Genomic DNA, 24,378 nt, shown 5'->3' with positions numbered 1-24,378 from the left:
TAGGAAACTGTGTCCAGCAATGCTCGTTTCTTTGATGCGATCGAAAAGTCGCAGAGATGGAGAGAGCTATGAATAGGACGACAGTAAACGCTCTGGCGGGCCTCGTAGTGGCAACGGCCGGTGCTCTTGTAATGACGGTGCCAGCCAAGGCCCAATTGTTGAGTGGCGTAGGCGATATCGTCAGCGGTGTTGGCGATGCTGTGTCGGGTCTGGGTGACTCGCTGGGCGGAGGCTCGAGCGGTGGCTCCGGAGGATCGGGCGGATCGGGTTCGGGCGGCGGCTCGGGTGGTGGTGGCCTGATCGGTGGCGGCGATAGCGGCTCGCTGATCAATATCGGCAGCGGCGAAGCCGGAACCTCGGGCCCCGTCAATGTCGGGCTCGGCGGCGGCAACGGCAATGTGGTCGATGCCAACCTTTTCCCGCGTGGCAATAACCGCAACCTCGTCAATGCCAATGTGAGCAATGGCGGCAATAACGGGCTGCTCAACGCGAATGTGGGCCTGCTCAACAACAATGTGCGCGCCAATGTCGGCGTCGGCGGCGGCAATCTGCTCGATATCGGCATCGGGATCGGCGGCGGTGGCAATGGTGGCCCCGGCGGGCCTGGCGGCCCGGGTGGCCCTGGCGGCCCCGGTGGTCCGGGCAATCCCGGCGGACCGGGTGGTCCCGGCAGCGGCGGGCTTGGTGTCGGCGCGGCGAATGGCGCCTGCGTGGGCGCCAGCGACGCCCAGATCCTCCAGGCCTTCAACAATACGCGGATCGACCAGCGGAGCTGGAGCCGGGCCAGCGGCGTGCAGGTGGTGCCGGTGCGCGTGTGCCCCGATGTCCGCAACCGCGTTTCGGGCCAACTGGCCGCGACCGGCAAGGGCAACCAGCTGACCCAGGCTGTCGCCTCCGATGCGCTGATCACCACCTCGCTCAGCCGTACCAATTACAATGCCAGCCGCGTTTTTGCAGTGACCCCGCAGAATGGCCAGCTGGTTGTCTATGTCTACTGACTTCGCAAGAGGTCGCAGCCGAATCTCCGGCTCTCCAGGAGGGGCGCGAACAGATCGCGCCCCTTGTGCACGCAGCACTGACCATAGCCTGTGCAAAAGCGCGATGATTTCATGAGCAGTGCGGCTCAATTTTCGGCAAATCGCGGAACTGCTTGAAGAAGGCGCTGAATCCGCTTGCCAAGCCTGCCGGCTCCCGATCTTGATACTGCACGTCATTTATCAGGGACCGCAGCACATGACCCTCAGCATCTCCCGGCGCCGTCTTGCCGCCGCTGCCACGGCCGTATTGGGCGGCGTTGCCTTTGCCGCCGCCTTTCCGGGCGCCGCGCTGGCCCAGACCGACATCAAGTTCACGCTCGACTGGCGTTTCGAAGGCCCGGCGGCCGGGTTCCTGCTGGCGCAGGACCGCGGCTATTTCGCCGATGAGGGCCTCAATGTCACCATCGACACCGGCAACGGCTCGGTGGAAGCCATTCCCCGCGTCGCGACCGGCGCCTACCAGATGGGGTTCGGCGACATCAATTCGCTGATCAAGTTCCTCGATGAAGATCCGGCCCAGCCCGTCAAGGCCGTGATGATGGTCTATGACAAGCCGGTTTTCTCGGTCATCGGCCGCGTCTCCAAGGGGGTCACATCCGACCCCAAATCGCTCGAAGGCAAGAAGCTCGGCGCGCCTCCGCCCGATGGCGCCTTCGCGCAGTGGCCGGCCTTCGTGGCGGCAGCGGGCCTCGATACCTCCACGATCACCATTGAAAGCATCGGCTTCCCCGTGCGCGAGCCGATGCTGGCATCGGGCGATGTCGATGGAGTGTTCGGTTTTGCCTTCTCGGTGATCCTCAACCTCAAGGCCAATGGCGTGCCCGACGAGGATATCTCGACGATCCTCTTTGCCGATCATGGGCTCAACCTCTACGGCAACGCCATCATGGTCAACGAGGCCTTCGCCGAGGCCAATCCCGATGCGGTCAAGGGCTTCCTCAAGGCCCTCGCCAAGGGCTTCGCCGATGCGGTGGCCGATCCGGCAGCCGGTGCGGCGGCGGTATTGCAGCGTAACGAGACGCTCAACATCGATACCGAGACGGCGCGCCTGACCATGGCCAACGAGATGAACATCAAGACGCCCTATGTGGTCGAGAACGGCTTTGGCGGCATCGACGAGGCGCGGCTTGCCGCATCGATCGAGACGCTCAAGATCTCGATGGCGCTCAAGGGCGCGGTGACGGCCGCGGACGTGTTCGATGCGAGCTATCTGCCCCCCGCCGAAGAGCGCATGCTGCCGTAATGCCAACGGTCCGGACGTCATTGCGGCGCCAGCCGGAAGCCAGTGTCCTGCCACAGTGCAACTGGGTCCCGGCTTTCGCCGGGATGACGCCCGGACGACCGGAGTAAGCCAATGCCCCTCGTCAGCATCTCAAACGTCGACATGCGCTATGGCGGGCCGCAGGGCACGCTGGCGGTTTCGGGCCTCGACATGGCCATCGAGCGCGGGGAATTCGTCGCCGTGGTCGGGCCCTCGGGCTGCGGCAAGTCCACGCTGATGAAGCTCGTGACCGGGCTGCACATCCCGCAAGCGGGGGTGGTGACGGTGGCCGGGGACAGGGTGACCAAGCCGGTCTCGATCGTGGGGATGGCGTTTCAGAACCCCACCATGCTGCCCTGGCGCACGACGCTCGACAATATCCTGCTGCCGCTCGAGATCGTCGAGAGGCATCGTCATCGGCTGCGCGCCAACAAGAAGGAGTATGTCGCCAAGGCCGAGGCGCTGCTCGAAACCGTGGGGCTCAAGGGCTTTGGTGACAAGTTTCCCTGGCAGTTGTCGGGTGGCATGCAGCAGCGCGCCAATCTCTGCCGGGCGCTGATCCACGAGCCCGAACTGCTGATGCTCGACGAGCCGTTCGGGGCGCTCGACGCCTTCACGCGTGAAGAGCTCTGGTGCGTCATCCGCGACCTGCATGCGAGCCAGGACGTGACCATCGTGCTCGTGACCCATGACCTGCGCGAAAGCGTGTTCCTCGCCGACACAGTCTATGTGATGAGCGCGAGGCCGGGCAGGGTGGTGGCCGAGCATCGCGTACCCTTCGCGCGGCCGCGTGACCTCTCCATCATGTATGAGCCGGCCTTCAACGAGATGGTGCAGAAGCTGCACGGAGAAATCGCCACCGCGAGGGCTGTCGCATGAGCGTGATCACCGAGAATACGGCTGTTGCCGGCACGCCGCCCAAGCCGGCCTTCCGCATCAACTGGATCCGGCTGGCCCCGGTTCTCTACACCATCGGGCTCTTCGTGATCTGGGAGATCGGGGTCAGGATCTCGGGCCTGCCGCACACGATCCTGCCGACCCCGACGCGGGTTTTCCAGGCCATCGCGCAATACTGGTCGCCGATCTGGAAGAATTCGCTGCAGACGCTCTACACCACCGTGCTCGGCTTCCTGATCGCGGTTGCTGCCGGGCTCGGCATCGGGCTCTTCATCGGCTGGTCAAAATCGATCTATGCCGGACTTTACCCCATCATGGTGGGGTTCAACGCCATCCCCAAAGTGGCGCTGGTGCCGATCCTCGTCATCTGGTTCGGCATCGGCACGGTGCCGGCGGTGCTGACGGCGTTCCTGATCTCGTTCTTCCCAATCGTCGTCAACGTGGCCACGGGCCTCGCCACCATCGAGCCCGAGACCGAGGACGTGCTGCGGGCGCTGGGGGCAAAGAAGCTCGACATCATGCTCAAGGTCGGCATCCCGCGCTCGATGCCCTATTTCTTCGGCTCGCTCAAAGTCGCGATCACGCTGGCCTTCGTAGGATCGGTGGTGAGCGAGACCGTGGCCTCCAATAACGGGCTGGGCAACATGATGGCCTCGGCGCAATCGAACTTCAACGTGCCGCTGGTGTTTGCTGGGCTCATCATGCTGGCGATCGAGGGCATCGCGATGTACGCGCTGATGGCCTGGATCGAGAAGCGCATGACCGGCTGGGCACACCGCTCGACGATGTCGCAATAGGCTTGAAACAGCTTTTCCATCTGACTAGTTTATGACTAGTCAGATGGAGGTGTAAATGAAGCTCTGGCCAGTGCAGGACGCCAAGGCGCGGTTCAGCGAGTTTTTGGAAACGTGCCTCAGCGAAGGCCCGCAGGTGGTGTCGCGGCGCGGTCGGCCGGAGGCCGTGCTGGTTGCGATGTCGGACTGGGAGCGACTGCAGGATCGTGCGCGCCCGACCCTCAAGGCTCTGCTTTTGTCGCAGGACGCGCGCGGGGACCTGGAGCTGCCGGAGCGCGGCCGGCAGAGCCGCCGGCCGATCGACATCCCCTGATGAGCTATCTGCTCGACACCAATGTCGTTTCCGAACTGCGTCATGTCCGACCACATGGCGGCGTGCTGGCCTGGCTCGAGGCAGTGCCCGAGAACGCGCTCTACATGTCCGCGGTGACGATCGGCGAAATCCAGGCGGGTATCGAGATCACGCGGCGCCAGGACGCGGCAAGAGCCGTGGAGATCGAGGCCTGGCTGGATCAGGTGTCGCAAGCCTTCAATGTGCTGCCCGTCGATGCCGCAGCTTTTCGCTGCTGGGCGAAGCTGATGGACAGGCGGGCCGATCATCACATCGAAGACGCCTTGATCGCGGCGACCGCCATGGTCAACGATCTGGTGGTGGTGACGCGCAATGTCCGCGACTTCGAGCCGTTTGGCGTGCGAACGCTCGACCCGTTCAAGGCGTGAGCCCGTTCACCGCCTACTGGTGAGCGCCATGCCGCCGATGATGAGGGCGACGCCGAGCGCGGTGAGCAGGGTGTTGGCGCTGGCGCCGCGCAGGGCATCGAGTACGACGCCCGAGACCATCTGCCCGCCGATGACGAGCAGGGCGGTGTTGGTGGCGCCGATGCGCGCGACGAGCCAGCTGCCCGATGCCACGAAGATGACGCCGATGGTGCCGCCGAAATAGGCGTACCATGGCGCATCGAGCGCGCCTTCTGGCCAGAGCCCGCCGATCACGAGGCCGAGGAGGGTGAGGGCGGCAAAGCCGACCGCGTGGTTCCAGAACGAAGCGGTGAGGGCGCTGGTCGAGAGGGCGAGGCGGCCGTTGAGCTGGCGCGACAGCGAGACAAGGATGCCGGCGGCGAGGGCGAAGGAGATTGCGGTGACCATGCTCAGCCATTCCCGAAGATGATGAGCAGCGATCCGCCGACGATCATCAGGATCGCGAGCCCATTCCGCGGCCGGAGGATGCGCCGGGGCAGGCCGAACAGGCCCCAGCGATCGCTGGCGAGGGAAAATGCCACCTGTCCGGCGAGCCCGAGGGCGAGCGTGCCCGAGAGGGCCAGGGCCGTGTTGACGGAGGCAGAGGTCAGCATCACCGTCACCGCACCTGAAATGCCGCCGAGATAGGCCCAGAGAGGGGCGGGCCGGCGTGTGCCGCTTGCGGACGGCTTCAGAACATGCAGGGCTACGAGAAAGATGATCGCGGCGACGGTGCCGGTGCCATGGGCGACCCATGAGGAATAAAGCACGCCGCCATGAAGGCCCACGAGGCCGTTGAAATCGACCATCAGCGTCAAGAGCCCGCCGCTGAGGAAGGCGAGGAGGAGGTGGGCCGGGTCGAGGGGATTTGGCACGGCTGGCATGGCGAATCTCGCGATCGGGAGGCGCAAGGCTAAAGCCTTGCGGGTCGCACGGCCATGGCGGGCGTACCTCTTGCCGGTCTCGCATTGTCAGGCATGGGCCGGTTCGCCCATACTGGGGTTCCAAGGAGATCGCGCAATGTCCTCATCCTCGCCCATCGTCGGAGGCGGCCCCAAAAAGGTGCTCTACACGCTGCAGACCGTGGCGCGGATCGGCGTGGGCAAGGCGGCCAAGGCGCTGACGGCCAAGAACACCTGCAAGGCCTGCGCCTATGGCATGGGCGGGCAGAAGGGCGGGATGACCAACGAGCTGGGGGAGTTTCCCTCGGTGTGCAACAAATCGGTGCAGGCGCAATCCACCGACATCCAGCCGGGCATGCCGCACGAAGTCTTCGAACACTCCCTCGCCGATCTGCGCGAGCTGTCGGGCAAGGAGATGGAGACGCTGGGCCGGCTCGATACGCCGCTGCACAAGGGGCCGGGCGAGGATCGCTACAGGCCGGTGGATTGGGACTTCGCCATGGCGCGGGTGGCCGAGCGCCTCAGGGCCACGAACCCGTCGCGGAGCTTTTTTTATTCCTCGGGCCGCTCGTCGAACGAGGCGGGCTTCGTGTTCCAGTTGCTGGCGCGGGCCTGGGGCACCAACAATGTCAACAACTGCTCCTATTATTGCCATCAGGCGACGAGCGAGGGGCTGGGCACCACGATCGGCAAGGGCACGGCGACGGTCGAGCTCGAGGATTTGACCAAGGCCGACCTGATCTTCGTGATCGGCGCCAACCCATCGTCCAACCATCCGCGCTTCATCCATATGCTCAAGGCCTGCCGGGACCGGGGCGGGGAGGTGATCGTGATCAATCCGGCGCGCGAGCCGGGGCTGGTCAAGTTCGCGGTGCCGAAATCGCCGACCTCGATGCTCAAGGGCGGCAGCGAGATCGCGTCCGACTATGTACAGCCGCGCATCGGCGGCGACATCGCGCTGATGAAGGGGCTCGCCAAGGCGCTGCTCGAAATGCAATTCGAGGAGCGCGCCTTCATCGAGCGGCACACCGAGGGCTTCGCTGCGTTCGAGGCCGATCTGCAGGCGCTGGCGTGGTCGCGCATCGTTGCGGAGAGCGGAGTTTCCGAGGAGGAGATCGAGCACATTGCCATCCGCTACGGGCAGGCGCGCAATGTCGTCTTCGCTTGGGGCATGGGCATGACGCACCATGTGCATGGGGTGGAAAATGTCGAGGCCATCGCCAATCTGGCGCTGCTGCGCGGCATGATCGGGCGGCCGGGCGCGGGGCTCCTGCCCTTGCGCGGGCATTCCAACGTGCAGGGCATCGGCACCATCGGGGTGAAGCCGCTCGTGTCCGAAGCCGTGTTCGCGCGAATGGAGGCGGCGTTCGGCATCACGCTCAGCCGTGAAAAGGGCTTCGACACGCTGGCCGGGCTCGAGGCGGCGGCGCGCGGGGAGATCGATGCGGCGGTGATCATGGGCGGCAATCTCTGGGCGGCGACGCCCGATACCGCCTTTGCAGACAAGGCCTTGGGCTCGATCGGCTTCAAGCTCTATCTCACCACCACGCTCAATCGCGGCCATGTGCACGGGCAGGGGGAGGGCGAAAGCATCATCCTGCCGGTGACGGCGCGCGACGAGGAATGGTCGCCCACGACGCAGGAATCGATGTTCAACTTCATCCGGTTGTCGGATGGCGGCATTACCCGGCTCGACACGGTGCGGCCCGAAACGGTGATCCTCTGCGATCTGGCCGAGCGTCTGCTGCCCGGGAGCCCGATCGATTTTGCCGCCTTCAAGGAGCATCGGCATGTGCGCGAAGCCATCGCGCGCATCGTGCCGGGCCTCGAGCAACTGGCCGATATCGATGTGGCCAAGCGCGAATTCCACATCCGCAACCGGGTGATGCATGCGCCCGAATTCGGCACGGCGGACGGCAAGGGGCATTTCGTGGTGACGCCCCTGCCGCGCCATGCCGATGCGCCGCTGACGCTCGCCACGGTGCGGTCGGAGGGGCAGTTCAACTCGATCATCTACGAGGAAACCGACAGCTATCGCGACGGCGCGGGCCGCGATGCGATCTTTCTTAATCGCGATGACATGGCGGCTTTCGGGGTGAGCGAAGGGCAGGCGATCACGCTGGCATCGGCGGCGGGGCGCATGGCTGGCCACGTCAAGGGGTTCGATCTGCCGCGCGGAAGTGCGATGGCTTATTACCCCGAAGCCAATGTGCTGGTGGGCCGGGCCTCGGACCCGCGCTCGAAGACGCCTGCCTTCAAGTCGGTTCCGGTGTGGATCGAGAGCTGAACGGGATCTGAAACCGGCATTCAGTGCCGATACAGCGGGCTCATGGCCTTCTATCGCCATCACGCCGGGGCAGCGGCGCACCGATGGAGGGACTGATGCGTCTTGTTACCGAAGCTCTTGTCACATTTGCGGTTTCGGTCGCCGGCTTCGCCGTGGCACCGGTCGCCATGGCCCAGCCTTATGGTCCCGACACCTGTCGGGACGGTTATGTCTGGCGCGATGCGGCGCCGGGCGACCATGTCTGCGTCACGCCGAGTTCGCGCGCCATTGCGGCGGATGAAAACAGCTCGGCCCGCAGCCGCGTCGATCCGCGCGGCGCCTATGGCCCCAATACCTGCCTCGCCGGCTTTGTCTGGCGCGAGGCCTTTGGCGGGGATGTGGTGTGCGTGACGCCCGACCGGCGCGCGCAGGTGCGCGAGGAAAACCGGCAGGGGCCGTCGCTGCGGCTGCTGGCCTATGGCCCGGATACCTGCCGGGACGGGTTCGTCTGGCGCGAGGCGGCGCGGGGCGACGTCGTATGCGTGACGCCGGCCTCGCGGCAGACCGTTGCCGACGAGAACCGGGCGGCGCGCAGCCGCATCGACCCGCGTGGCGCGTATGGCCCCAACACCTGCATTCCGGGCTTTGTCTGGCGCGAGGCGTTTGGCGGTGACGTGGTGTGCGTCACCCCCGATCGCCGCGAGACGGTTCGGCAGGAGAACGCCATGGCCGCATCGCGCCGCGTCATGCCGTGAGGTTGGGCTGTGACGGGCGGCGGCCCGCCACGCTGGATGATTTTTCGCCCGCAATCGGCGATCGGCGCGAACGCTGAACGATCCGTAAACCCCTCGGCCCCATTCTGTGCGCCACGAAACGCAGCGGGGCCGAGGTCGATGAATTCACTGCAGCCGATTTCCGTCGAAGCCGATTCTCCCATGGGCATGCGCGACGTGATCGAGACGATCAATTCGGACCTCGGCAAGTTCGGTGGCGCCAACCGCCAGGTGGTGATGCAGACAAAGCTCCTCGCGCTCAACGCCGTGATCGAGGCGGCGCGGGCGGGGGATGCCGGCAAGAGCTTCGCGGTGGTGGCCCACGAGGTGCAGCGGCTGGCCGAGCAGGCGGCCGAAATCGCCGACAAGTTCCAGTCCACCGTGCATCAGCGGATCGCCCTGTCGCGCTCGCTGGTGGATGGGCTGGAGGGCGAGCGGCTGGTCGACATGGCGCAGGCGCTGGTGCAGCTGATCGTACGCAATCTTTATGAGCGCACCGCCGATGTGCGCTGGTGGGCGACCGATTCGGCGCTGTGGCAGGCGCTGGGGGCGCCCGATGGCAGCGCGTTGGCCCATGCCAGCGAGCGGCTCGGGGTGATCCACCGCTATTATTCGGTCTATTCGGACCTCGTGCTTCTGGACGCGCGTGGGCGGGTGGTGGCCAATGCCAATCCCCAATATCGCCCCCGGCTGATCGGAACCGATCTTGCCGGCAGCCCCTGGTTCGAGGCGGCGCTGCGCTCGCGCTCGGGCGACGAGTATACGGTGGACGAGGTGCGTCGCAGCCCCCAGCATGACGGCCGGCAGGTGCTGGTCTATGCAGCGGCGGTGCGGCAGGGCGGTGGCACCCATGGCGCGCCGCTCGGCGTTCTGGGCGTCTATTTCGACTGGCAGGCGCAGGGGCAGTCGGTGGTCGAGACCGAGGCCTGCCTCAACCAGGTCGATCGCGACAAGACCACCGTCATGCTGATCGATGGTAATGGACGCATCATCGCTTCGAGCGACAAAGAGCAGATGTTCCGCACCTTCTCGCTCGAAACGCGGGGCCGCAAGCGCGGCAGCTATATCGATGCGAGCGGGCGGCTCGTGGCCTTTGCGCGCACGCTGGGCTACCAGGAATATGACGGGCTGGGGTGGAGCGGCGTGATCGTACAGAGCCGATAGCGCAGCGAAAGCCTCGTGCGCCTCATTTGCGCGGTCCGTCGCAGCGCAGCCAGCAGAAGCCGAAGCCCGCCATGTCGAGCGTCTCACCGCGCAGGATGGCGCTCTGCGCATCATGGTCTGCCAGCAGCGGCTCGAAGCGATCGATGCCGTCGATCTCGAGCGGAAAACTGACCGGCTCGGGCGAGAAATTGTGCACGGTAACGACCCGCGCGCCGCGCCAGCTGTAGCTCAGCGCCAGAACGTCATCGCGGCCCACATCGACGAGCTCCCACTCGCCCCAGCCGATCTCGGGCGTGGAGCGCCGCGTCTGCACGAGCCGGGTGATCGAGCGCAGCAGCGAGCCGGGCTCGCGGACCTGCTGGGCGACATTGACGTTCTGGTAGCCGAAATCGCCATCGGCGAGGATGGGCTGGATGAGGTTGGCGGTTGCGGCACGCGAGAAGCCGGCATTGGGCTCGTCTGCCCATTGCATCGGCGTTCGCACGGCCTCGCGTTCGGGGAGAGCGAGGTTTTCGCCCATGCCGATCTCCTCGCCATACCAGAGCACCGGCGTGCCCGGCAGGGCAAAGAGCAGCGAATAGGCGAGCTTGAGGCGGCTCATGTCGCCCTCAAGCATCGGGGCGAGGCGACGGCGCAAGCCGCGCTCGTAGATTTGCATCGACGCATCCGGCCCAAGCGCCGCGAACGCCTCTTCGCGCTCGGCGATGGAAAGGCGGCCGAGGTCGAGTTCGTCGTGATTGCGCAGGAAATTGGCCCACTGGCCCAATCCATCCGGGCGGGGCCTGTTCTGGAGCGTGTGGCGGAGGGGGGCGGCGGTGCCACGCGCCAGCGAGAGGAAGAGGTGCTGGTTGAGCATGAAGTCGAAGATCATGTTCATCCGATCCCCGCCATCGAAATAGGCCGGGGCGTCTGAGTAGGGGATGTTGGCCTCGGCCAGCAGCACCGCGCCGGCGCGGCGCCAGGCCATGAAGTCGTGCATCTCGGTGAGGAGGGAATAGGGGTCGAAACTGCCCGGTTCGAGCTTCATGCCCTTGGTGTCGATGAGGAAGGGCACGGCATCGAGCCGGAAGCCCGAGACGCCCAGCGCCAACCAGAAGCCCATGATCTTGAGGATCTCTTCGCGCACCGCCGGGTTGGCGGTGTTGAGATCGGCCTGGTGGTCGTAGAAGCGGTGGAGATACCAGGCCTTGGCGGTGCGGTCATAGCTCCAGATGGAATCCTGCACGCCGGGAAACACCATGCCTTCATGGGCGTTTTCTGGCTTTTCCTTGCTCCACACATACCAGTCGCGGAAGGGGGAGTTTTCGTCGGAGCGCGCTGCCTGAAACCACGGATGATCGGTGGAGGTGTGGTTGACCACGAGGTCGATGATCACCCGCATGCCGCGATCGCGGGCAGCGTGCATGAACTCGACGAAATCGCCCAGCGTGCCGTAGCGCGGGTCGACGCCGTAGTAGTCGGTGATGTCGTAGCCATTGTCGCGATTAGGCGAGGGGAAGAACGGATTGAGCCAGATGCAGGTGACCCCGAGGCGCTCGAGATGGTCGAGCCGGTCGGCGAGGCCGGCGAAATCGCCCGTGCCATCGCCAGAGGCGTCCATGAATTTCTCCACATCGACGCAATAGACGATGGCGTTCTTGTACCAGAGATTGGGCATGATCGGTCCTGACGCTGGCTTTGGGAATGAAAGCCCAACGGGCGGTGCCGAAGTCTCGTTCCCCGCCGCGACCAGCCGTCGCGCCATTGCGGGGCAGGGAGCATTGCCCTAAATACGGCCCCAAATCGAAGATCACGCTCAGCGAAGGGGCCCGAGCCTTATGGCGCGCCAGTTCATCTATCACATGCACGGAATGTCCAAGGCCTATGCCGGGGGCAAGAAGGTGCTCGACAACATCCACCTCAGCTTCTACCCCGACGCCAAGATCGGCGTGCTCGGCCCCAACGGCTCGGGCAAGTCGACGCTGCTCAAGATCATGGCCGGCATCGATACCGATTTCACCGGCGAGGCCTGGCTGTCGCAGGGCGCCAAGCTCGGCTACCTGCCGCAGGAGCCCCAGCTCGACGAACAGCTCAACGTGCTCGGCAACGTCATGACCGGCGTGGCCGAAAAGAAGGCGGTGGTCGACCGCTACAACGAGCTGATGATGAACTATTCCGACGAGACGGCCGACGAGGCGACCGCCTTGCAGGACCGGATCGATGCGGAAAACCTCTGGGATCTCGAATCGCAGGTGGAAGTGGCGATGGAAGCGCTGGGCTGCCCGCCCGGCGATGCCGATGTCACCAAGCTCTCGGGCGGCGAGAAGCGTCGCGTGGCGCTCTGCGCGCTGCTGCTCTCCAAGCCCGACTTGCTGCTGCTCGACGAACCGACCAACCATCTCGATGCCGAGACCACGGCGTGGCTGGAGCGGCATTTGCGCGAGTTCGAGGGCGCGGTGCTGATCATCACCCACGACCGCTACTTCCTCGACAATGTCACGGGCTGGATTCTCGAGCTCGATCGCGGCCGCGGCGTGCCGTATGAGGGCAATTATTCCGCCTATCTCGAGGCCAAGGCCAAGCGCTTCGCACAGGAAAAATCCGAGGATGCGGCGCGCGCCAAGGTGCTGGAGCGCGAAAAGGAATGGATGGGCCAGAGCCCGCAGGCCCGCCAGGCCAAGTCCAAGGCGCGTATCCGGGCCTATGACGAGCTGGTCAAGATCAACGAGGCGCGCACCCAGTCGTCCTCGGCCCAGATCATCATTCCGCCCGGCGAACGGCTCGGGCAGAACGTCATCGATATCGAGGGCGTGTCCAAGAGCTATGGCGACCGGCTGCTCATCGACAATCTGAGCTTCAAGCTGCCGCCGGGCGGCATCGTGGGCGTGATCGGCCCGAACGGGGCGGGCAAGACCACGCTCTTCCGCATGCTGACCGGGCAGGAGCAGCCCGATTCCGGCTCGATCACCGTCGCGCCGGCCGTGCATCTGGGCTATGTCGACCAGAGCCGCGATACGCTCAACCCCAACAAGACGGTGTGGGAAGAAATCTCGGGCGGCAATGAGCTCTTGATGCTGGGCAAGCGCGAGATGAACTCGCGAGCCTATACCTCGGCCTTCAACTTCAAGGGCACCGACCAGCAGCAGAAGGTCGGCAATCTCTCGGGCGGACAGCGCAACCGCGTGCACCTTGCCAAGATGCTGAAGTCGGGCGCCAACGTGCTGCTCCTCGACGAACCGACCAACGATCTCGACACCGAAACCCTCGCCGCGCTCGAAGAGGCGCTTGAGGAATTCGCCGGCTGCGCCGTGATCATCAGCCACGACCGCATGTTCCTCGACCGTCTCGCCACCCACATGCTCGCCTTCGAGGGCAACAGCCATGTGGAATGGTTCGAGGGCAATTTCCACGATTACGAACAGGACAAGATCCGGCGGCTCGGTGCCGATGCGGTGAACCCGAAGCGCGCGACCTACAAGCCGCTCGAGCGCTAGGGGTGACGGTTACCAGCGAAGAGGAACTCGAAGGCCTCCGGCAGATCGGGCGCATCTGCGCCAATGTGCTGGAGGCCATGCGCAATGCGCTCGAGCCCGGCATCACCACCGCCGAACTCGACGCGCTGGGCCGCAGGCTGATGGAGGCCGAGGGTGCGCGCTCGGCGCCTGAACTGGCCTATGGCTTTCCGGGCGCTACCTGCATCAGCGTCAACGAGGAGATCGCGCATGGCATTCCGGGTCCGCGCGTGATCCGGGCCGGCGACCTCGTCAATATCGACGTGTCGGCGGAAAAGAACGGGTTTTTTGCCGATACCGGCGCGTCGTTCGCCGTGCCGCCGGTCGATCCGCGCATCGAGAAACTGGTGCGCGACGGCAAGCGGGCGATGTGGGCCGGCATCGGCGCGGTGGGGGCAGACAAGCCCCTGCGCGGCATCGGCAATGCGGTGGGGCTCTTTGCCAAGAAGAATGGCTATTCGCTGGTGCGCAACCTCGCCAGCCACGGGGTGGGCCGCAGCCTCCACGATGCGCCTGAGGCGATCGCCACCTGGCCGGACCGATCAGAGCGGCGGGTGGCGAGCAATGGGCTGGTGCTGACCGTCGAGCCGTTTCTGTCGCTGGGCGCGGACTGGGCCGAAAACGGCGATGACGACGAATGGACGCTCTATGCCGAGCCCATGGCGCCCACGGTGCAGTATGAGCACACCATTGTTGCCACCCGCAGCGGGCCGGTGGTGCTGACGCTGCCGAGCTAAGGGTTCAGCCCGGCTTTTTCCAGCCGATGATGGCCGCGACGGTGACGAGGAGCCAGCCCCCGATCAGCCCGAAGCCGCCGAGCGGCGCGGCAAGCGGAAAGAGTGCGCGGGCTTGGAGTTCGCGCGTCGCCAGATCGCCGGCAAAGAGCACGAGGCCGAGCGCGAGCAGATAGGCGGCGAGGCGGATGAGCCGGCCCCTCGGCATCAGGCTCAAGCCCACAAGGGCCGGCGCGTGCACCAGCATGAAATTGGCGGCGATGGCGAGGTTTTCACCGCCGCGATGGCTCGCTGCCGCAGCGGTGGCAACGCCGATGGCGCCAAGGGCTCCGGCAATGGCGAGCAGCAGGCGGTCGGGATGGGAGGCTGGGGTCATTCGCAATCATCCCATGCCGGTGGTTGCGCCACAAGGCGGCGAGCGGGCCCTGCGCTCTGGCCAAGGCGGAAGGCCGATGCTATGTCGCCGGCCTTTGATTGAAGGAGATGCGCGCCATGGTGAGCCGTTTCGAAGTTGCCTCCGATGGTGCGATGCTGCGCGGGGAAACCGACGGGTTCGGGCTGCCTGTCGTCTTCCTGCATGACAGCATGGCCGACCGGCGGATGTGGGCCGCCCAGATGCGCGCCGTGGCGGCCGCCGGCTATCACGTAATGAGCTATGACCGGCGCGGCCATGGCGAGACCGAGGCGCCCGACGAGCCGTTCACCCATGTCAACGACCTCGAAATCGTGCTCGACAAGCTCAGCATCCATGCCGCGATTCTCGTCGGCTGCGGCAGCGGCGGTGCGCTGGCGATCGATTTCGCCATCGAGCACCCCAATCGTAGCATCGGCCTCGTGCTGGTGGGGACAGCTATCTCGGGAGATGACGAGCCGCTGCTGCCCGACGCGGCCGAGGGACTGATGGATGCGGCGGATTATGCGCTCGAGCGGCGCAATTTCGACAGCGCCAACCGCATCCACGCCCATCTCTGGCTCGATGGACCGCTGGAGGCGTCGGGGCGGGTCGAGGGGCCGGCCCGCGACCTGTTTCTGGCGATGAACGGGCAGGTGCTGCGCAATGGTCCGCCGCGGGGCGAGGAAGAGGCCGATCCGGCCATCGACGTCGTCGCCACGCTGACCCTGCCGGTGCTGCTGATGGTGGGCGAGCTCGATTTCCCTCATATCGTGGAGCGGCATTCCGAGCTTTCCGATGAGCTCGAGACGGCGTTTGCCGTGGTGATCGAGGGGGCGGCGCACCTGCCCAATCTCGAGCGGCCGGAGCTGTTCGATTCGCTCTTGTTGCAGTTTCTCGAGGCGCTGACCGGCGAGGCCGACGAGATCGAGCCGGACGAGGCCTGAGCGCCGGTGCATGCCTTTCGCCCGACGCCGCCCGCGGGGGGCGCCGGGCAGGCGTGATCAGACCGGCAGGAACTCGCTGAAGTGCTTGTCGAGCTGGGCGGTCGGGACGTTGGTCAGGTCCTTGGCAAGCTCGGCGACGATCGCCTCGCGCACACCGTTGCTGAGAACGGGCCGCAGATCGCCCAGCGCGTTAGGCGCCGCAGCCACGATGAGGCGCTGAAACGCGCCCCTTGCGTGATGCTGCTCAAGCTCCTCGGCAACGCCGCGCACGAATTCGGCCTCCTCATGCTCCACCGGATCGGTGCGCGGCTCCATGGCGCTGCGCTTGGTGCCGGCCGAGGCAAAGCTGCGGCCCGGCCTGTCCGCCATGATCTCGCGGGCCTTGCGGCGGGAACCCGAGAAGACGAGGTCCTCGACCTGCGTCAGTCCCTTGCCCGGCCCGGCATGCTCGAGCACGCGGGCCTGCGCGCCATCGGCGATCAGGATCCAGGTGACGGTGGGCTTCATTGCATTCTCCTCTTTGGTGTTCCGGTGACCGGTTGGCCAAGGATCGCAGGCCAGGGGCCTGCTGTCCTTGACGCTGATCAACGAGCGGACCGGCTGCAGGGTTCGAACCGATATGCACTTCGGCTTGGAAACGCCCTGGTGCCCCGGCGCGTCATCGCGGCATAACAAACTCTGATTGGTCGGGCCGGAGGGGCGCTGATAGAAGCGCGACGGGCCAGCACGGGTCCCAAAGCCGGAGCGACAAGATGAACATCGAGGCATCGAAGGACCGCACGCTGCGCAGCGAGACGGTGCTTGGCCTCTTCGCGGCACTCGCGGCCTATTTCCAATGGGGATTTCTATCCCTGCTGTTCAACGCGCTCGAGCATGTGCCGCCCCTCTTGGTCGTGGCCTATCGCACGCTGTTTTCGCTCGTCTTCGTGGGGGCCATCCTCATTGCCAGCCGGCGCATGCGCGAGGTGGTGGCGGCCATCGCCGACCGGCAGACGCTGCGCCAGATGGCGCTGAGCGCCGTGCTTTTGGCCATCAACTGGTCGATCTTCTGCTATGCGGTGGTCAACGGGCAGGCCCTCGAGGCGGCCTTCGGCTATTTCATCAATCCGATGCTCAACGTGGCGATCGGCATGGTGCTTTTGGGCGAGCGCAACAACCGCATGCAGGGCATCGCGATTGCGATTGCGCTCATTGCGCTTGCGATCCAGGCGGCGGGGCTGGGCGGGGTGCCCTATATCGCGCTCGGGCTGGCCGGCAGCTTCGCGTTCTATGCCTATTTCCGCAAGACGGCCAAGGTTGCCTCGACGCCGGGGCTGTTCGTCGAAACGCTGGTGCTGGCGCCCGTGGCGCTGCTGTTCATTCTCTACAGCGCCGCGACCGACGGCGTCGGGGCCTATGATGACGGGCTCTCGATCGGGCTGCTGCTGCTCACCGGCCCGGCGACGGCGCTGCCGCTTTTGTGCTTTGCCTATGGGGTGCAGCGGTTGCGCCTCATCACCATCGGTATGCTCCAATATCTGGGCCCGACGCTGCAGTTCATCATCGCCATCACGGTGTTCGGGGAGACGCTCAACGGGTTGCGGCTTCTCAGCTTCGGGCTGATCTGGCTATCTCTTGGCGTCTACACGGCCGACTCGATCCGCCGTGTCCGCAAGACCACAGCTGGAGGAGCGACATGATCGACATCCTGCCGGGCCGCACCCTCAAGGGCAGGGTCGCCGGCCTTTACCACGCCCCGGGCAGCGACTTCGAAACCGTACCGGTCGAGCGTCTCGACCTGACCTTCGACGGCATCGAGGGCGACCGCCATGCGGGGATGATCCGCAAGAGCACCTCGCGCGAGCCCTGGCACCGGCGCGGCACGCCGGTGCGCAACGAGCGCCAGCTCTCCATACTTTCGCCCGACGAACTGGCGGCAACGGCCGAGGCGCTGAACATTGCCGAAATCCGCCCCGAATGGATCGGCGGCAATATTCTCATCGAGGGCGTGCCGCATCTGACGCGATTGCCCCCGCGCACGCTGCTGATGTTCGAAGGCGGCGCCACGGTGCGCGTCGATGGTGACAACGCGCCGTGCCGCAAGTCGGGTGCTGCCATCATGCGGCATGTGCCGCGCCGGCCCGACATCGAACTCGGCTTCGTTGCTGCGGCAAAGCATCGGCGCGGGCTTGTGGCCTGGGTCGAGAGCGAGGGCCGTGTCGAGCTCGGCGAGGTGGTGAGCGTCAGGATCTGGGAGCAGCCGATCTATCCCGGACTGCTCCCGGAAAAGACGCTGTTCGACTGATCGGGCGAAAAGGGCGCCGACGGCAGCGGGTTGAGGCCGTCGCGCAGCGTCGTGGCGACCGCCTGGAACAGGTCGCGATGCGGGGCCGCCTCGCGCCAGACCAGCGACAGCATGCGCCCGGCGCCCGGTGGGGCCAGCGGATGGATGGCGATGCGCCCGTCCGCCGCCTCCTTCCTCAGGGCGATCGAGGGCAGGAGGGTTATGCCCTGTCCGCTGGCGACGAATTCCACGATGGTCGAGAGCGAGGTGGCCGCGAAGGTCCGGCCGCCGGCGCCCTCCGGCAGGCCGCAGGCCGCGATCGCCTGATCGCGCAGGCAATGGCCCTCATCGAGCAACAGCATGCGCGAGCGATCGATGTCGCTGAGGGCGATGGGCGCGACGCGGGCCTCTCCGGGCGGAGTGGCGAGCACGAAGGGGTCCTCGCGGAGCGCCACCGATACCAGTCGCGGCCCGCCGGGCGGGGCGGGGCTGGCGACGAGGGCCAGATCGAGCCGGCCATCCGACAGTTCGGCGAGCAGCAACTCGGTCCGGCCCTCGCTGATCGAGAAGGACACTGACGGAAAGGCCGCCGTCAGGAGCGGATAGATATCGGGCAGGAGATAAGGCGCCACGGTGGGAATAAGCCCGAAGCGGAGCGGGCGCTGCGGCGCGCCGATGGCGCCTTGCGCGAAGGCTTCGAGGGCATCGGCGGCATCGAGCACCGCACGCGCCTGCGCCAGAACGTCGCGACCCACCGGGGTCGGCGTGGCCATGCGGCCGAGCCGGTCGATCAGGGGGCGGCCAAAGCTCTCCTCAAGCTGGCGGATCTGCTGGGACAGGGCGGGCTGGGTGATGTTGCAGCGCTCGGCGGCGCGGCCGAAATGCCCGGTTTCGACGAGGGCCACGAAGTAGCGCAGCTGCTTGAGGGTGAAGTGCATGATAAGACAAACTTATCACAGCGATCAGATCAATCAACTTGCCTCGCAATCTGGAATGGTTCAAAAACCGGAAAGCCGGACGATTTGAGCAAGGTCAAGGCGCGCCCCAAGTGCGCATGCCAGGCTTGCAGGATCGATCCGAACCAGACCAAGCACCGGAGACAGACGATGGACGCAACCACAGACCAGGCCAGCCAGGGCTCGGGCAAGTGCCCGGTGGCGCACACTCCACGCGGGCGCGGCAACCGTGACTGGTGGCCCAACCAGCTCGACATCGGCGTTCTGCACCGGCACACGCAGAAATCCGACCCCATGGGCGAGACCTTCGATTACGCCAAGGAATTCGAAAGCCTCGACATCGATGCGGTGATCAAGGACCTGCACGCTTTGATGACCCAGTCGCAGGACTGGTGGCCGGCCGATTTCGGCCATTATGGCGGGCTCTTCATCCGCATGGCCTGGCACAGCGCCGGCACCTATCGCATCACCGATGGTCGCGGCGGCGCCGGGCAGGGGCAGCAGCGCTTCGCCCCGCTCAACAGCTGGCCCGACAACGCCAATCTCGACAAGGCCCGCCGGCTGCTTTGGCCGATCAAGCAGAAATATGGCCGCAAGATTTCGTGGGCCGACCTGATGGTGCTCGCCGGCAACGTCGCGCTCGAGGATTGCGGCTTCAAGACCTTCGGCTTTGCAGGCGGGCGAGCCGATGTGTGGGAGCCCGAGGAGCTCTACTGGGGTCCGGAAGGCACTTGGCTGGGCGACGAGCGCTATTCGGGCGAGCGCCAGCTGGCCGAGCCGCTGGGCGCGGTGCAGATGGGCCTCATCTACGTCAACCCCGAAGGCCCCAACGGCAAGCCTGACCCGGTGGCGGCGGCGCGCGACATCCGCGAGACCTTCGCCCGCATGGCGATGAACGACGAGGAAACCGTGGCGCTGATCGCGGGCGGCCATACGCTGGGCAAGACCCATGGCGCTGGCGACCCCTCCCTGATCGGCGTCGAGCCGGAGGGCGGGGACGTCGAGGCGCAGGGCCTGGGCTGGACCAGCAAGTTCGGTACCGGCCTCGGCGCCGACGCCATCACGGGCGGGCCCGAGGTGATCTGGACCCAGACCCCGACGCGCTGGAACAATTTCTTTTTCAAGAATCTCTTCGAAAACGAGTGGGAGCTGACCAAGAGCCCGGCCGGCGCCTGGCAGTGGGAGGCCAGGGCCGCCGTGGCCGACGTGCCGGACGCGTTCGATCCGGCCCGCAAGCATCGCCCGCGCATGCTGACCACCGATCTGTCGCTGCGCTTCGATCCCGCCTATGAGAAGATCTCGCGGCATTTCTACGAGAACCCAGAGGCCTTCAACGACGCCTTCGCGCGCGCCTGGTTCAAGCTGACCCATCGCGACATGGGTCCGGCGCCCCGTTACAAGGGCAAGCTGGTGCCGGCCGAGACGCTGATCTGGCAGGATCCGATCCCGGCCGTCGACCATCCGCTGGTCGAGGACCAGGACGTGGCGGCCCTCAAGCAGCGCATCCTGGGCTCGGGCCTCAGCGTCTCCGAACTCGTCTCGACCGCATGGGCCTCGGCCTCGACCTTCCGCAGCTCGGACAAGCGCGGCGGCGCCAATGGCGCGCGCATCCGCCTCGCCCCGCAGAAGGACTGGGAGGTCAATGAGCCGGGCAAGCTTGCCAAGGTGCTGGCGACGCTCGAAGCCATCCAGGCCGAGTTCAACGGCGCCCAGACCGGCAACAAGCGCATCTCGCTGGCCGACCTCATCGTGCTCGCCGGCAATGCCGGGGTCGAGAAGGCGGCGCTGGATGCAGGCTTTGCGGTGACCGCGCCCTTCACGCCCGGCCGCATGGATGCGTCGGCCGAACAGACCGACGCGCTCTCCTTCGGGGCGCTCGAGCCGCGCCAGGATGCGTTCCGGAACTACAAGCACTCGCAAAAGACCCTGTTCATGAAGCCCGAGGAGGCGATGGTCGACCGGGCGCAATTGCTGACGCTGACGGCGCCCGAAATGACGGTGCTGCTCGGCGGTCTGCGGGTGCTGGGTGCCAATCATGGCGGCGCGGCGCATGGCGTCTTCACCCATCGCGTGGGCCAGCTGACCAACGATTTCTTCATGAACCTTCTGGGCATGGACACGGTCTGGCAGCCCGCTCCGGGCCAGGACGGGGTTTATGAGGGACGTGACCGCAAGACCGGCGCCTCGCGCTGGACGGGCACCCGCGTCGACCTCATCTTCGGGTCGCACGCCCAGCTGCGCGCCATCGCCGAGGTTTACGGCTCGGCCGATGCCGGACAGAAGTTCGTGACCGACTTCGTTGCGGCCTGGACCAAGGTGATGAATGCCGACCGCTTCGATCTCGTCTGAACCCTGACGGTCTGAAAAGCGTTGAGGCCTCGTCCCCCAAAAGAGGGACGGGGCCTTTTGTTTTCGCGAGGCGTAACAGGGTATTAACGATGTGGCCGGAGGGCGTGCGGGCATTAACGAAGCTTTGCAGGAGCACGGCCAATTTTGTTCAACATCGTGCGGTCGCCTTCAGCGGCCTGCGAGGGGCTAGGCAGTAGTTTGGCACGACGGCACTTGCCGGGGAGACCGCGACATGGACGAAATGGACGAAGGCAAGCGGGCGTTTTCCTCGTTCCGCGTGCTCAATGGCGAAGCCAGCAGCATCGAGCGCGACAAGCTGTTCCGCAACATGGCCCAGCTTTACTCCTATGTGTCCGATCGCTGCGACGATGAGCAGGTCGCCCAGTATGACGAAGTGCTGTGCCAGCTCGCCGAACTGGTGGAGGTGGAGGCGCGCTCGCATGTGGCCCAGCTTCTGGCGCCGCTCGACCGCGCGCCCGGCAATGTGGTAGTCAAGCTCGCCAATGACGAATATCAGGTAGCGGCGCCGCTGCTCGAATTTTCCAATGTCCTCTCCGATGACGATCTGATCGACATCGTGGCCAAGCAGAGCGAAGCCCATCGGGTGGCGATCGCCAGCCGCTCCAAGCTCACCGAGCGCGTGGGCGAGGCCATCGTCGAGCATGGTGGGGATACTTCGGTTGCCCAGCTCGTGCGCAACCGCAAGGCCGAGCTCGGCCTCGACATGCTCGAGCGCCTCGTGGCCCGGGCGCGCGAAAATGTGCGGCTGGCGGAGGATTTGCGCGGCCGATCCGACATCGACTGGAAGGCGCTGCGCTCCGAAATCCTCTCGGCGGGCGACAAGGTGCTCGAGGTTCTCGGGCAGCGGGTGCAGCCAGTCGACCCGGTGACGGCGGGTGCCGTCAACGCCATGGTCTACAACCGGATGCGCAATCGCGCCGGCTTTTCCAGCCATGACTGGAAGGTGGCCTACAATCAGGTCAAGGCGCTGTCGGACCGCAAGCAGCTCAACGAGCGCGCCATGGCCCGCTTCGCGCGCTTCGGCTACGGCCATCACACGGCGGCGGCGCTGGCGGTGCAGCTCAAGATCGCGCCCGAGGTGATGGTCAAATGGCTCGCCATGCAGGACTATTCGGCAGTGACGGTGGCGATGCGGGCGCTCGGCGTTCCGGCGAGCCTCTTTGACGCGATGATCGCGACCATGCCGTGGCGCGACATGCCGACCGAGGCCGAGATCGCCGCCATGCACAAGCGCTTCCAGTCTCTGGAGCAGGACGAGGCAACCGAGCTCTTCGACCTGTGGCGGGCCCATGCCTTCCGTCGCCGGGCGACCGCCGAGGATCGCGCCGCCGGCGCAGCCTGACGCAGGGGCCAACTTGCCTCTGGACCGATGCTGCGACGGGATATAAAGAAATCTTTATATCCACTCAGGCGGTCAGATGGTCGATGCCGGAACATTGGTGAGTGCCCTGCGGGCCGCAGGCGAGGACACGAGGCTGCGCGTGCTCGCGCTGCTGGGCGCCGGGGAACTCTCGGTCAAGGACATCACCGCGATTCTGGGGCAGAGCCAGCCTCGGGTGTCGCGCCATCTGAAACTTCTCGCCGATGCCGGGCTGGTCGAGCGCCATGCCGAGGGCGCCTGGGCCTATTACCGGCTGGCCGATCGCCCGCCCGGCAGCGATCTCGTCGGCTGGCTCCTCGGCGCACTCGACCCTGACGATGCGGCAAATGCCGCCGACAGGGAACGGCTCGCCGCGATCCGCGCCGCCCAGCACGCACAGGCGACGGCGTTTTTCGCCAAGGTCGCCGGCAGCTGGGACCAGTTGCGGGCCCTGCATGTGCCCGAGGCGGCCGTTGAAGCGGCAACCCTCGAAATCCTGGCCGGGCGGCAGATCGACACGCTGCTTGATCTCGGTACTGGCACAGGGCGGATGCTGGAACTGCTGGCCCCGCTCTACCGGCAGGGCGTCGGCATCGATTCGAGCCGCGAGATGATCGCGGTGGCCCGGGCCAAACTTGCCGCTGCCGGCATCGCCAATGCGCAGGTGCGCCTTGGCGACATCCTCGATCTCGAGCCGGGGACGCGGGCCGCCGACGTCGTGGTGCTGCATCAGGTGCTGCATTATTTCGACGATCCGGGGCGGATGCTGGCCGCCGCCCGCAACGGGCTGGCTGCGGGGGGCAGCGTGGTGGTGGTGGATTTTGCCCCGCATGCCCACGAATTCCTGCGCACCGAACAGGCGCATCGCCGCCTCGGCCTTTCCGAAAGCCAGATGCAGGGCTGGGCGAGTGCCGCCCGGCTGTCGGTGGCCGAAATCCGCCATTTTCCCAATCCCGCCGATCCCGCCGGCCTCACGGTCTCGCTGTGGCATCTGGTCGACCAGAAAAGGAGCGCCTCGTGAGCGTCACCCTCCTCGATGAAGCCCGCATGAGCCGGCAGAGCCCGGCCCAGCGCCCGCCGCTCTCGGTGTCGTTCGAATTCTTCCCGCCCAAGACCGATGCGATGGAAGCCCGCTTCTGGGAGAGCATCAACCGGCTGGCTCCGCTCAACCCGCGTTTCGTGTCGGTGACCTATGGGGCAGGGGGCTCGACCCGCGAGCGCACCCTGCGCATGGTGAGCCGCATCGAGGCCACGACGGGCGTGCCGAGCGCGGCGCACCTCACCTGCGTCGGCGCGTCCCGCGAAGAGGTCGATGCGGTGGTCGAAGGCTATCGCGCCGCCGGGGTCAACAGGATCGTGGCGCTGCGCGGGGACCCGCCGGAGGGTGTCGGGCAGCCCTTCACTCCGCACCCGGAGGGCTACCGCAATGCCGCGGACCTTGTGGCAGGCATCAGGCGGCTGGGCGATTTCGACATCTCGGTGGCTGCCTATCCCGAAAAGCATCCGCAGAGTGCCGATTGGCAGGCCGATATCGACAACCTCAAGCGCAAGATCGATGCGGGTGCCAATCGCGCCATCACGCAGATGTTCTTTTCCAACGCCGATTACCTGCGGCTGGTGGACCGGGCCCGGCGGGCCGGAATCACCGCGCCCATCGTGCCGGGCATCCAGCCGATCCACAGTTTCAGGCAGATCGCCGGCTTTGCCGCGCGCTGCGGGGCGACCATTCCCTCGTGGCTGGCCGAGCGGTTCGAGGGGCTGGAGGAGGATCCCGAGACCCACGCGCTGGTGGCGGCGGCGGTGGCGGCCGAGCAGGTGCTCGAACTGGTCGATGCCGGGGTGACGGAGTTTCACTTCTACACCCTCAACCGCGCCAATCTGGTGATGGCGCTGGCGCGCCTTCTCGGCATCCGGCCGGAGGCGCAGGCGACGGCCTGACCGTTCAGACGCGGTTCATCGCGAACGTCGCATCCTGTCCGACCTGCCGATCCATAAATCGGCCATGTTATTGGCGTCCCTTCCCGCGTGGGGGAG

24 protein-coding genes are annotated in these 24,378 nt (G+C 66.0%); 18 read left to right on the top strand and 6 right to left on the bottom strand.

Annotated features, from left to right (window positions below):
• The first annotated feature begins 68 nt into the window (after nucleotides 1-68).
• The 6 genes from BT183_RS06720 to BT183_RS06695 all read left to right on the top strand — a co-directional run bounded on the left by BT183_RS06720 (nucleotide 69) and on the right by BT183_RS06695 (nucleotide 4,709).
• Entirely contained in the window at nucleotides 69-998 is a 930-nt protein-coding gene (locus BT183_RS06720) for a hypothetical protein (RefSeq protein WP_143145690.1), read from the top strand.
• Between the two features lie 235 nt (nucleotides 999-1,233).
• Nucleotides 1,234-2,280, top strand: a complete 1,047-nt coding sequence (locus BT183_RS06715; RefSeq protein WP_072340120.1) for an ABC transporter substrate-binding protein — start codon at nucleotides 1,234-1,236, stop codon at nucleotides 2,278-2,280.
• A gap of 141 nt (nucleotides 2,281-2,421) precedes the next feature.
• Complete coding sequence (locus BT183_RS06710; RefSeq protein WP_072341671.1) at nucleotides 2,422-3,177, top strand: ABC transporter ATP-binding protein; 756 nt, start codon at nucleotides 2,422-2,424, stop codon at nucleotides 3,175-3,177.
• On the top strand, nucleotides 3,174-3,992 hold the full coding sequence (locus BT183_RS06705; RefSeq protein ID WP_072340118.1) for an ABC transporter permease: 819 nt from the start codon (nucleotides 3,174-3,176) through the stop codon (nucleotides 3,990-3,992). The genes BT183_RS06710 and BT183_RS06705 overlap by 4 nt, the downstream gene beginning before the upstream one ends.
• Nucleotides 3,993-4,047: 55 nt before the next feature.
• Nucleotides 4,048-4,302: a type II toxin-antitoxin system Phd/YefM family antitoxin gene (locus tag BT183_RS06700; RefSeq protein ID WP_072340116.1), complete on the top strand. Its 255-nt coding sequence runs from the start codon at nucleotides 4,048-4,050 to the stop codon at nucleotides 4,300-4,302.
• On the top strand, nucleotides 4,302-4,709 hold the full coding sequence (locus BT183_RS06695; protein ID WP_072340114.1) for a type II toxin-antitoxin system VapC family toxin: 408 nt from the start codon (nucleotides 4,302-4,304) through the stop codon (nucleotides 4,707-4,709). Before BT183_RS06700 ends, BT183_RS06695 begins: the two co-directional genes overlap by 1 nt.
• 6 nt (nucleotides 4,710-4,715) lie before the next feature.
• On the opposite strand, the gene BT183_RS06690 is transcribed toward BT183_RS06695, so the two are convergent.
• Together BT183_RS06690 and BT183_RS06685 are read right to left on the bottom strand one after the other, a co-directional pair.
• Nucleotides 4,716-5,135: a DMT family transporter gene (locus tag BT183_RS06690; RefSeq protein ID WP_072340112.1), complete on the bottom strand. Its 420-nt coding sequence runs from the start codon at nucleotides 5,133-5,135 to the stop codon at nucleotides 4,716-4,718.
• 2 nt (nucleotides 5,136-5,137) lie between these two features.
• The gene (locus BT183_RS06685) at nucleotides 5,138-5,611 is read right to left on the bottom strand and encodes a DMT family transporter (protein WP_072340110.1); all 474 of its coding nucleotides are present in this window, start codon (nucleotides 5,609-5,611) and stop codon (nucleotides 5,138-5,140) included.
• Between the two features lie 136 nt (nucleotides 5,612-5,747).
• On the opposite strand from BT183_RS06685, the gene BT183_RS06680 reads away from it, so the two are divergent.
• The 3 genes from BT183_RS06680 (at nucleotide 5,748) to BT183_RS21005 (ending at nucleotide 9,832) form a co-directional block, all read left to right on the top strand.
• The gene (locus BT183_RS06680) at nucleotides 5,748-7,916 is read left to right on the top strand and encodes an FdhF/YdeP family oxidoreductase (RefSeq protein WP_072340108.1); all 2,169 of its coding nucleotides are present in this window, start codon (nucleotides 5,748-5,750) and stop codon (nucleotides 7,914-7,916) included.
• Nucleotides 7,917-8,011: 95 nt separating this feature from the next.
• Nucleotides 8,012-8,650: a hypothetical protein gene (locus BT183_RS06675; RefSeq protein ID WP_143145689.1), complete on the top strand. Its 639-nt coding sequence runs from the start codon at nucleotides 8,012-8,014 to the stop codon at nucleotides 8,648-8,650.
• A gap of 138 nt (nucleotides 8,651-8,788) precedes the next feature.
• Nucleotides 8,789-9,832, top strand: coding sequence for a methyl-accepting chemotaxis protein (locus BT183_RS21005; RefSeq protein WP_280173918.1), 1,044 nt, complete (start codon nucleotides 8,789-8,791; stop codon nucleotides 9,830-9,832).
• Nucleotides 9,833-9,854: 22 nt separating this feature from the next.
• Here the strand turns inward: BT183_RS21005 and BT183_RS06665 are convergent, their stop codons facing one another.
• Complete coding sequence (locus BT183_RS06665) at nucleotides 9,855-11,492, bottom strand: alpha-amylase family protein (RefSeq protein ID WP_072341665.1); 1,638 nt, start codon at nucleotides 11,490-11,492, stop codon at nucleotides 9,855-9,857.
• A 157-nt stretch (nucleotides 11,493-11,649) separates the two neighbouring features.
• Here BT183_RS06665 and ettA point away from each other — a divergent pair, with 157 nt between their 5' ends.
• A complete protein-coding gene (gene ettA / locus BT183_RS06660) occupies nucleotides 11,650-13,305 on the top strand; it encodes an energy-dependent translational throttle protein EttA (RefSeq protein ID WP_072340106.1) in 1,656 nt (551 codons plus the stop codon).
• Between the two features lie 2 nt (nucleotides 13,306-13,307).
• On the top strand, nucleotides 13,308-14,060 hold the full coding sequence (map, locus tag BT183_RS06655; RefSeq protein ID WP_072340104.1) for a type I methionyl aminopeptidase: 753 nt from the start codon (nucleotides 13,308-13,310) through the stop codon (nucleotides 14,058-14,060).
• A 4-nt stretch (nucleotides 14,061-14,064) separates the two neighbouring features.
• On the opposite strand, the gene BT183_RS06650 is transcribed toward map, so the two are convergent.
• Entirely contained in the window at nucleotides 14,065-14,433 is a 369-nt protein-coding gene (locus BT183_RS06650) for a DUF423 domain-containing protein (RefSeq protein ID WP_072340102.1), read from the bottom strand.
• 116 nt (nucleotides 14,434-14,549) lie between these two features.
• On the opposite strand from BT183_RS06650, the gene BT183_RS06645 reads away from it, so the two are divergent.
• Complete coding sequence (locus tag BT183_RS06645; protein ID WP_072341662.1) at nucleotides 14,550-15,395, top strand: alpha/beta fold hydrolase; 846 nt, start codon at nucleotides 14,550-14,552, stop codon at nucleotides 15,393-15,395.
• 57 nt (nucleotides 15,396-15,452) lie between these two features.
• On the opposite strand, the gene BT183_RS20730 is transcribed toward BT183_RS06645, so the two are convergent.
• Nucleotides 15,453-15,902 carry a host attachment protein gene (locus BT183_RS20730; RefSeq protein WP_072340100.1) on the bottom strand — a complete coding sequence of 150 codons (450 nt, stop codon included), beginning with the start codon at nucleotides 15,900-15,902 and terminating at the stop codon, nucleotides 15,453-15,455.
• Between the two features lie 245 nt (nucleotides 15,903-16,147).
• On the opposite strand from BT183_RS20730, the gene rarD reads away from it, so the two are divergent.
• The gene (rarD, locus tag BT183_RS06635; protein ID WP_072340098.1) at nucleotides 16,148-17,074 is read left to right on the top strand and encodes an EamA family transporter RarD; all 927 of its coding nucleotides are present in this window, start codon (nucleotides 16,148-16,150) and stop codon (nucleotides 17,072-17,074) included.
• Nucleotides 17,071-17,679, top strand: a complete 609-nt coding sequence (locus tag BT183_RS06630; protein WP_072340097.1) for an MOSC domain-containing protein — start codon at nucleotides 17,071-17,073, stop codon at nucleotides 17,677-17,679. Before rarD ends, BT183_RS06630 begins: the two co-directional genes overlap by 4 nt.
• Here BT183_RS06630 and BT183_RS06625 read toward each other — a convergent pair.
• Nucleotides 17,640-18,596 (bottom strand): hydrogen peroxide-inducible genes activator, encoded by a 957-nt coding sequence (locus BT183_RS06625; RefSeq protein WP_072340095.1) that lies wholly within the window; start codon nucleotides 18,594-18,596, stop codon nucleotides 17,640-17,642. The two genes, BT183_RS06630 and BT183_RS06625, sit on opposite strands and share 40 nt — an antisense overlap.
• A 168-nt stretch (nucleotides 18,597-18,764) precedes the next feature.
• Here BT183_RS06625 and katG point away from each other — a divergent pair, with 168 nt between their 5' ends.
• The 4 genes from katG (at nucleotide 18,765) to metF (ending at nucleotide 24,282) form a co-directional block, all read left to right on the top strand.
• On the top strand, nucleotides 18,765-20,963 hold the full coding sequence (katG, locus tag BT183_RS06620) for a catalase/peroxidase HPI (protein WP_072340094.1): 2,199 nt from the start codon (nucleotides 18,765-18,767) through the stop codon (nucleotides 20,961-20,963).
• A gap of 232 nt (nucleotides 20,964-21,195) precedes the next feature.
• Nucleotides 21,196-22,326 carry a DUF2336 domain-containing protein gene (locus tag BT183_RS06615; RefSeq protein WP_072340092.1) on the top strand — a complete coding sequence of 377 codons (1,131 nt, stop codon included), beginning with the start codon at nucleotides 21,196-21,198 and terminating at the stop codon, nucleotides 22,324-22,326.
• Nucleotides 22,327-22,423: 97 nt separating this feature from the next.
• Nucleotides 22,424-23,365: an ArsR/SmtB family transcription factor gene (locus BT183_RS06610; RefSeq protein ID WP_244545254.1), complete on the top strand. Its 942-nt coding sequence runs from the start codon at nucleotides 22,424-22,426 to the stop codon at nucleotides 23,363-23,365.
• Between the two features lie 26 nt (nucleotides 23,366-23,391).
• Nucleotides 23,392-24,282: a methylenetetrahydrofolate reductase [NAD(P)H] gene (gene metF / locus BT183_RS06605; RefSeq protein ID WP_072341659.1), complete on the top strand. Its 891-nt coding sequence runs from the start codon at nucleotides 23,392-23,394 to the stop codon at nucleotides 24,280-24,282.
• Nucleotides 24,283-24,378 lie beyond the last annotated feature (96 nt).

The sequence above is a fragment of the Devosia enhydra genome (genome assembly GCF_900119845.1).
Lineage (GTDB): Bacteria > Pseudomonadota > Alphaproteobacteria > Rhizobiales > Devosiaceae > FPKU01.
The sequence above is the reverse complement of the archived record's forward strand: the minus strand, read 5'-3'. Positions and strand labels throughout refer to the sequence as shown.

Bases quoted from the DNA above. Each gene is read 5' to 3' on its own strand.
- BT183_RS06705 (WP_072340118.1), top strand. From the start codon at position 3,174: ATGAGCGTGATCACCGAGAATACGGCTGTTGCCGGCACGCCGCCCAAG.
- BT183_RS06650 (WP_072340102.1), bottom strand. From the start codon at position 14,433: ATGACCCCAGCCTCCCATCCCGACCGCCTGCTGCTCGCCATTGCCGGA.
- katG (WP_072340094.1), top strand. From the start codon at position 18,765: ATGGACGCAACCACAGACCAGGCCAGCCAGGGCTCGGGCAAGTGCCCG.
- BT183_RS06710 (WP_072341671.1), top strand. From the start codon at position 2,422: ATGCGCTATGGCGGGCCGCAGGGCACGCTGGCGGTTTCGGGCCTCGAC.
- BT183_RS06695 (WP_072340114.1), top strand. From the start codon at position 4,302: ATGAGCTATCTGCTCGACACCAATGTCGTTTCCGAACTGCGTCATGTC.
- BT183_RS06645 (WP_072341662.1), top strand. From the start codon at position 14,550: ATGGTGAGCCGTTTCGAAGTTGCCTCCGATGGTGCGATGCTGCGCGGG.
- BT183_RS20730 (WP_072340100.1), bottom strand. From the start codon at position 15,902: ATGAAGCCCACCGTCACCTGGATCCTGATCGCCGATGGCGCGCAGGCC.
- rarD (WP_072340098.1), top strand. From the start codon at position 16,148: ATGAACATCGAGGCATCGAAGGACCGCACGCTGCGCAGCGAGACGGTG.
- ettA (WP_072340106.1), top strand. From the start codon at position 11,650: ATGGCGCGCCAGTTCATCTATCACATGCACGGAATGTCCAAGGCCTAT.
- metF (WP_072341659.1), top strand. From the start codon at position 23,392: ATGAGCCGGCAGAGCCCGGCCCAGCGCCCGCCGCTCTCGGTGTCGTTC.
- BT183_RS06675 (WP_143145689.1), top strand. From the start codon at position 8,012: ATGCGTCTTGTTACCGAAGCTCTTGTCACATTTGCGGTTTCGGTCGCC.
- BT183_RS06625 (WP_072340095.1), bottom strand. From the start codon at position 18,596: ATGCACTTCACCCTCAAGCAGCTGCGCTACTTCGTGGCCCTCGTCGAA.
- BT183_RS21005 (WP_280173918.1), top strand. From the start codon at position 8,789: ATGAATTCACTGCAGCCGATTTCCGTCGAAGCCGATTCTCCCATGGGC.
- BT183_RS06685 (WP_072340110.1), bottom strand. From the start codon at position 5,611: ATGCCAGCCGTGCCAAATCCCCTCGACCCGGCCCACCTCCTCCTCGCC.
- BT183_RS06615 (WP_072340092.1), top strand. From the start codon at position 21,196: ATGGACGAAATGGACGAAGGCAAGCGGGCGTTTTCCTCGTTCCGCGTG.
- BT183_RS06690 (WP_072340112.1), bottom strand. From the start codon at position 5,135: ATGGTCACCGCAATCTCCTTCGCCCTCGCCGCCGGCATCCTTGTCTCG.
- BT183_RS06680 (WP_072340108.1), top strand. From the start codon at position 5,748: ATGTCCTCATCCTCGCCCATCGTCGGAGGCGGCCCCAAAAAGGTGCTC.
- BT183_RS06630 (WP_072340097.1), top strand. From the start codon at position 17,071: ATGATCGACATCCTGCCGGGCCGCACCCTCAAGGGCAGGGTCGCCGGC.
- BT183_RS06720 (WP_143145690.1), top strand. From the start codon at position 69: ATGAATAGGACGACAGTAAACGCTCTGGCGGGCCTCGTAGTGGCAACG.
- BT183_RS06715 (WP_072340120.1), top strand. From the start codon at position 1,234: ATGACCCTCAGCATCTCCCGGCGCCGTCTTGCCGCCGCTGCCACGGCC.
- BT183_RS06700 (WP_072340116.1), top strand. From the start codon at position 4,048: ATGAAGCTCTGGCCAGTGCAGGACGCCAAGGCGCGGTTCAGCGAGTTT.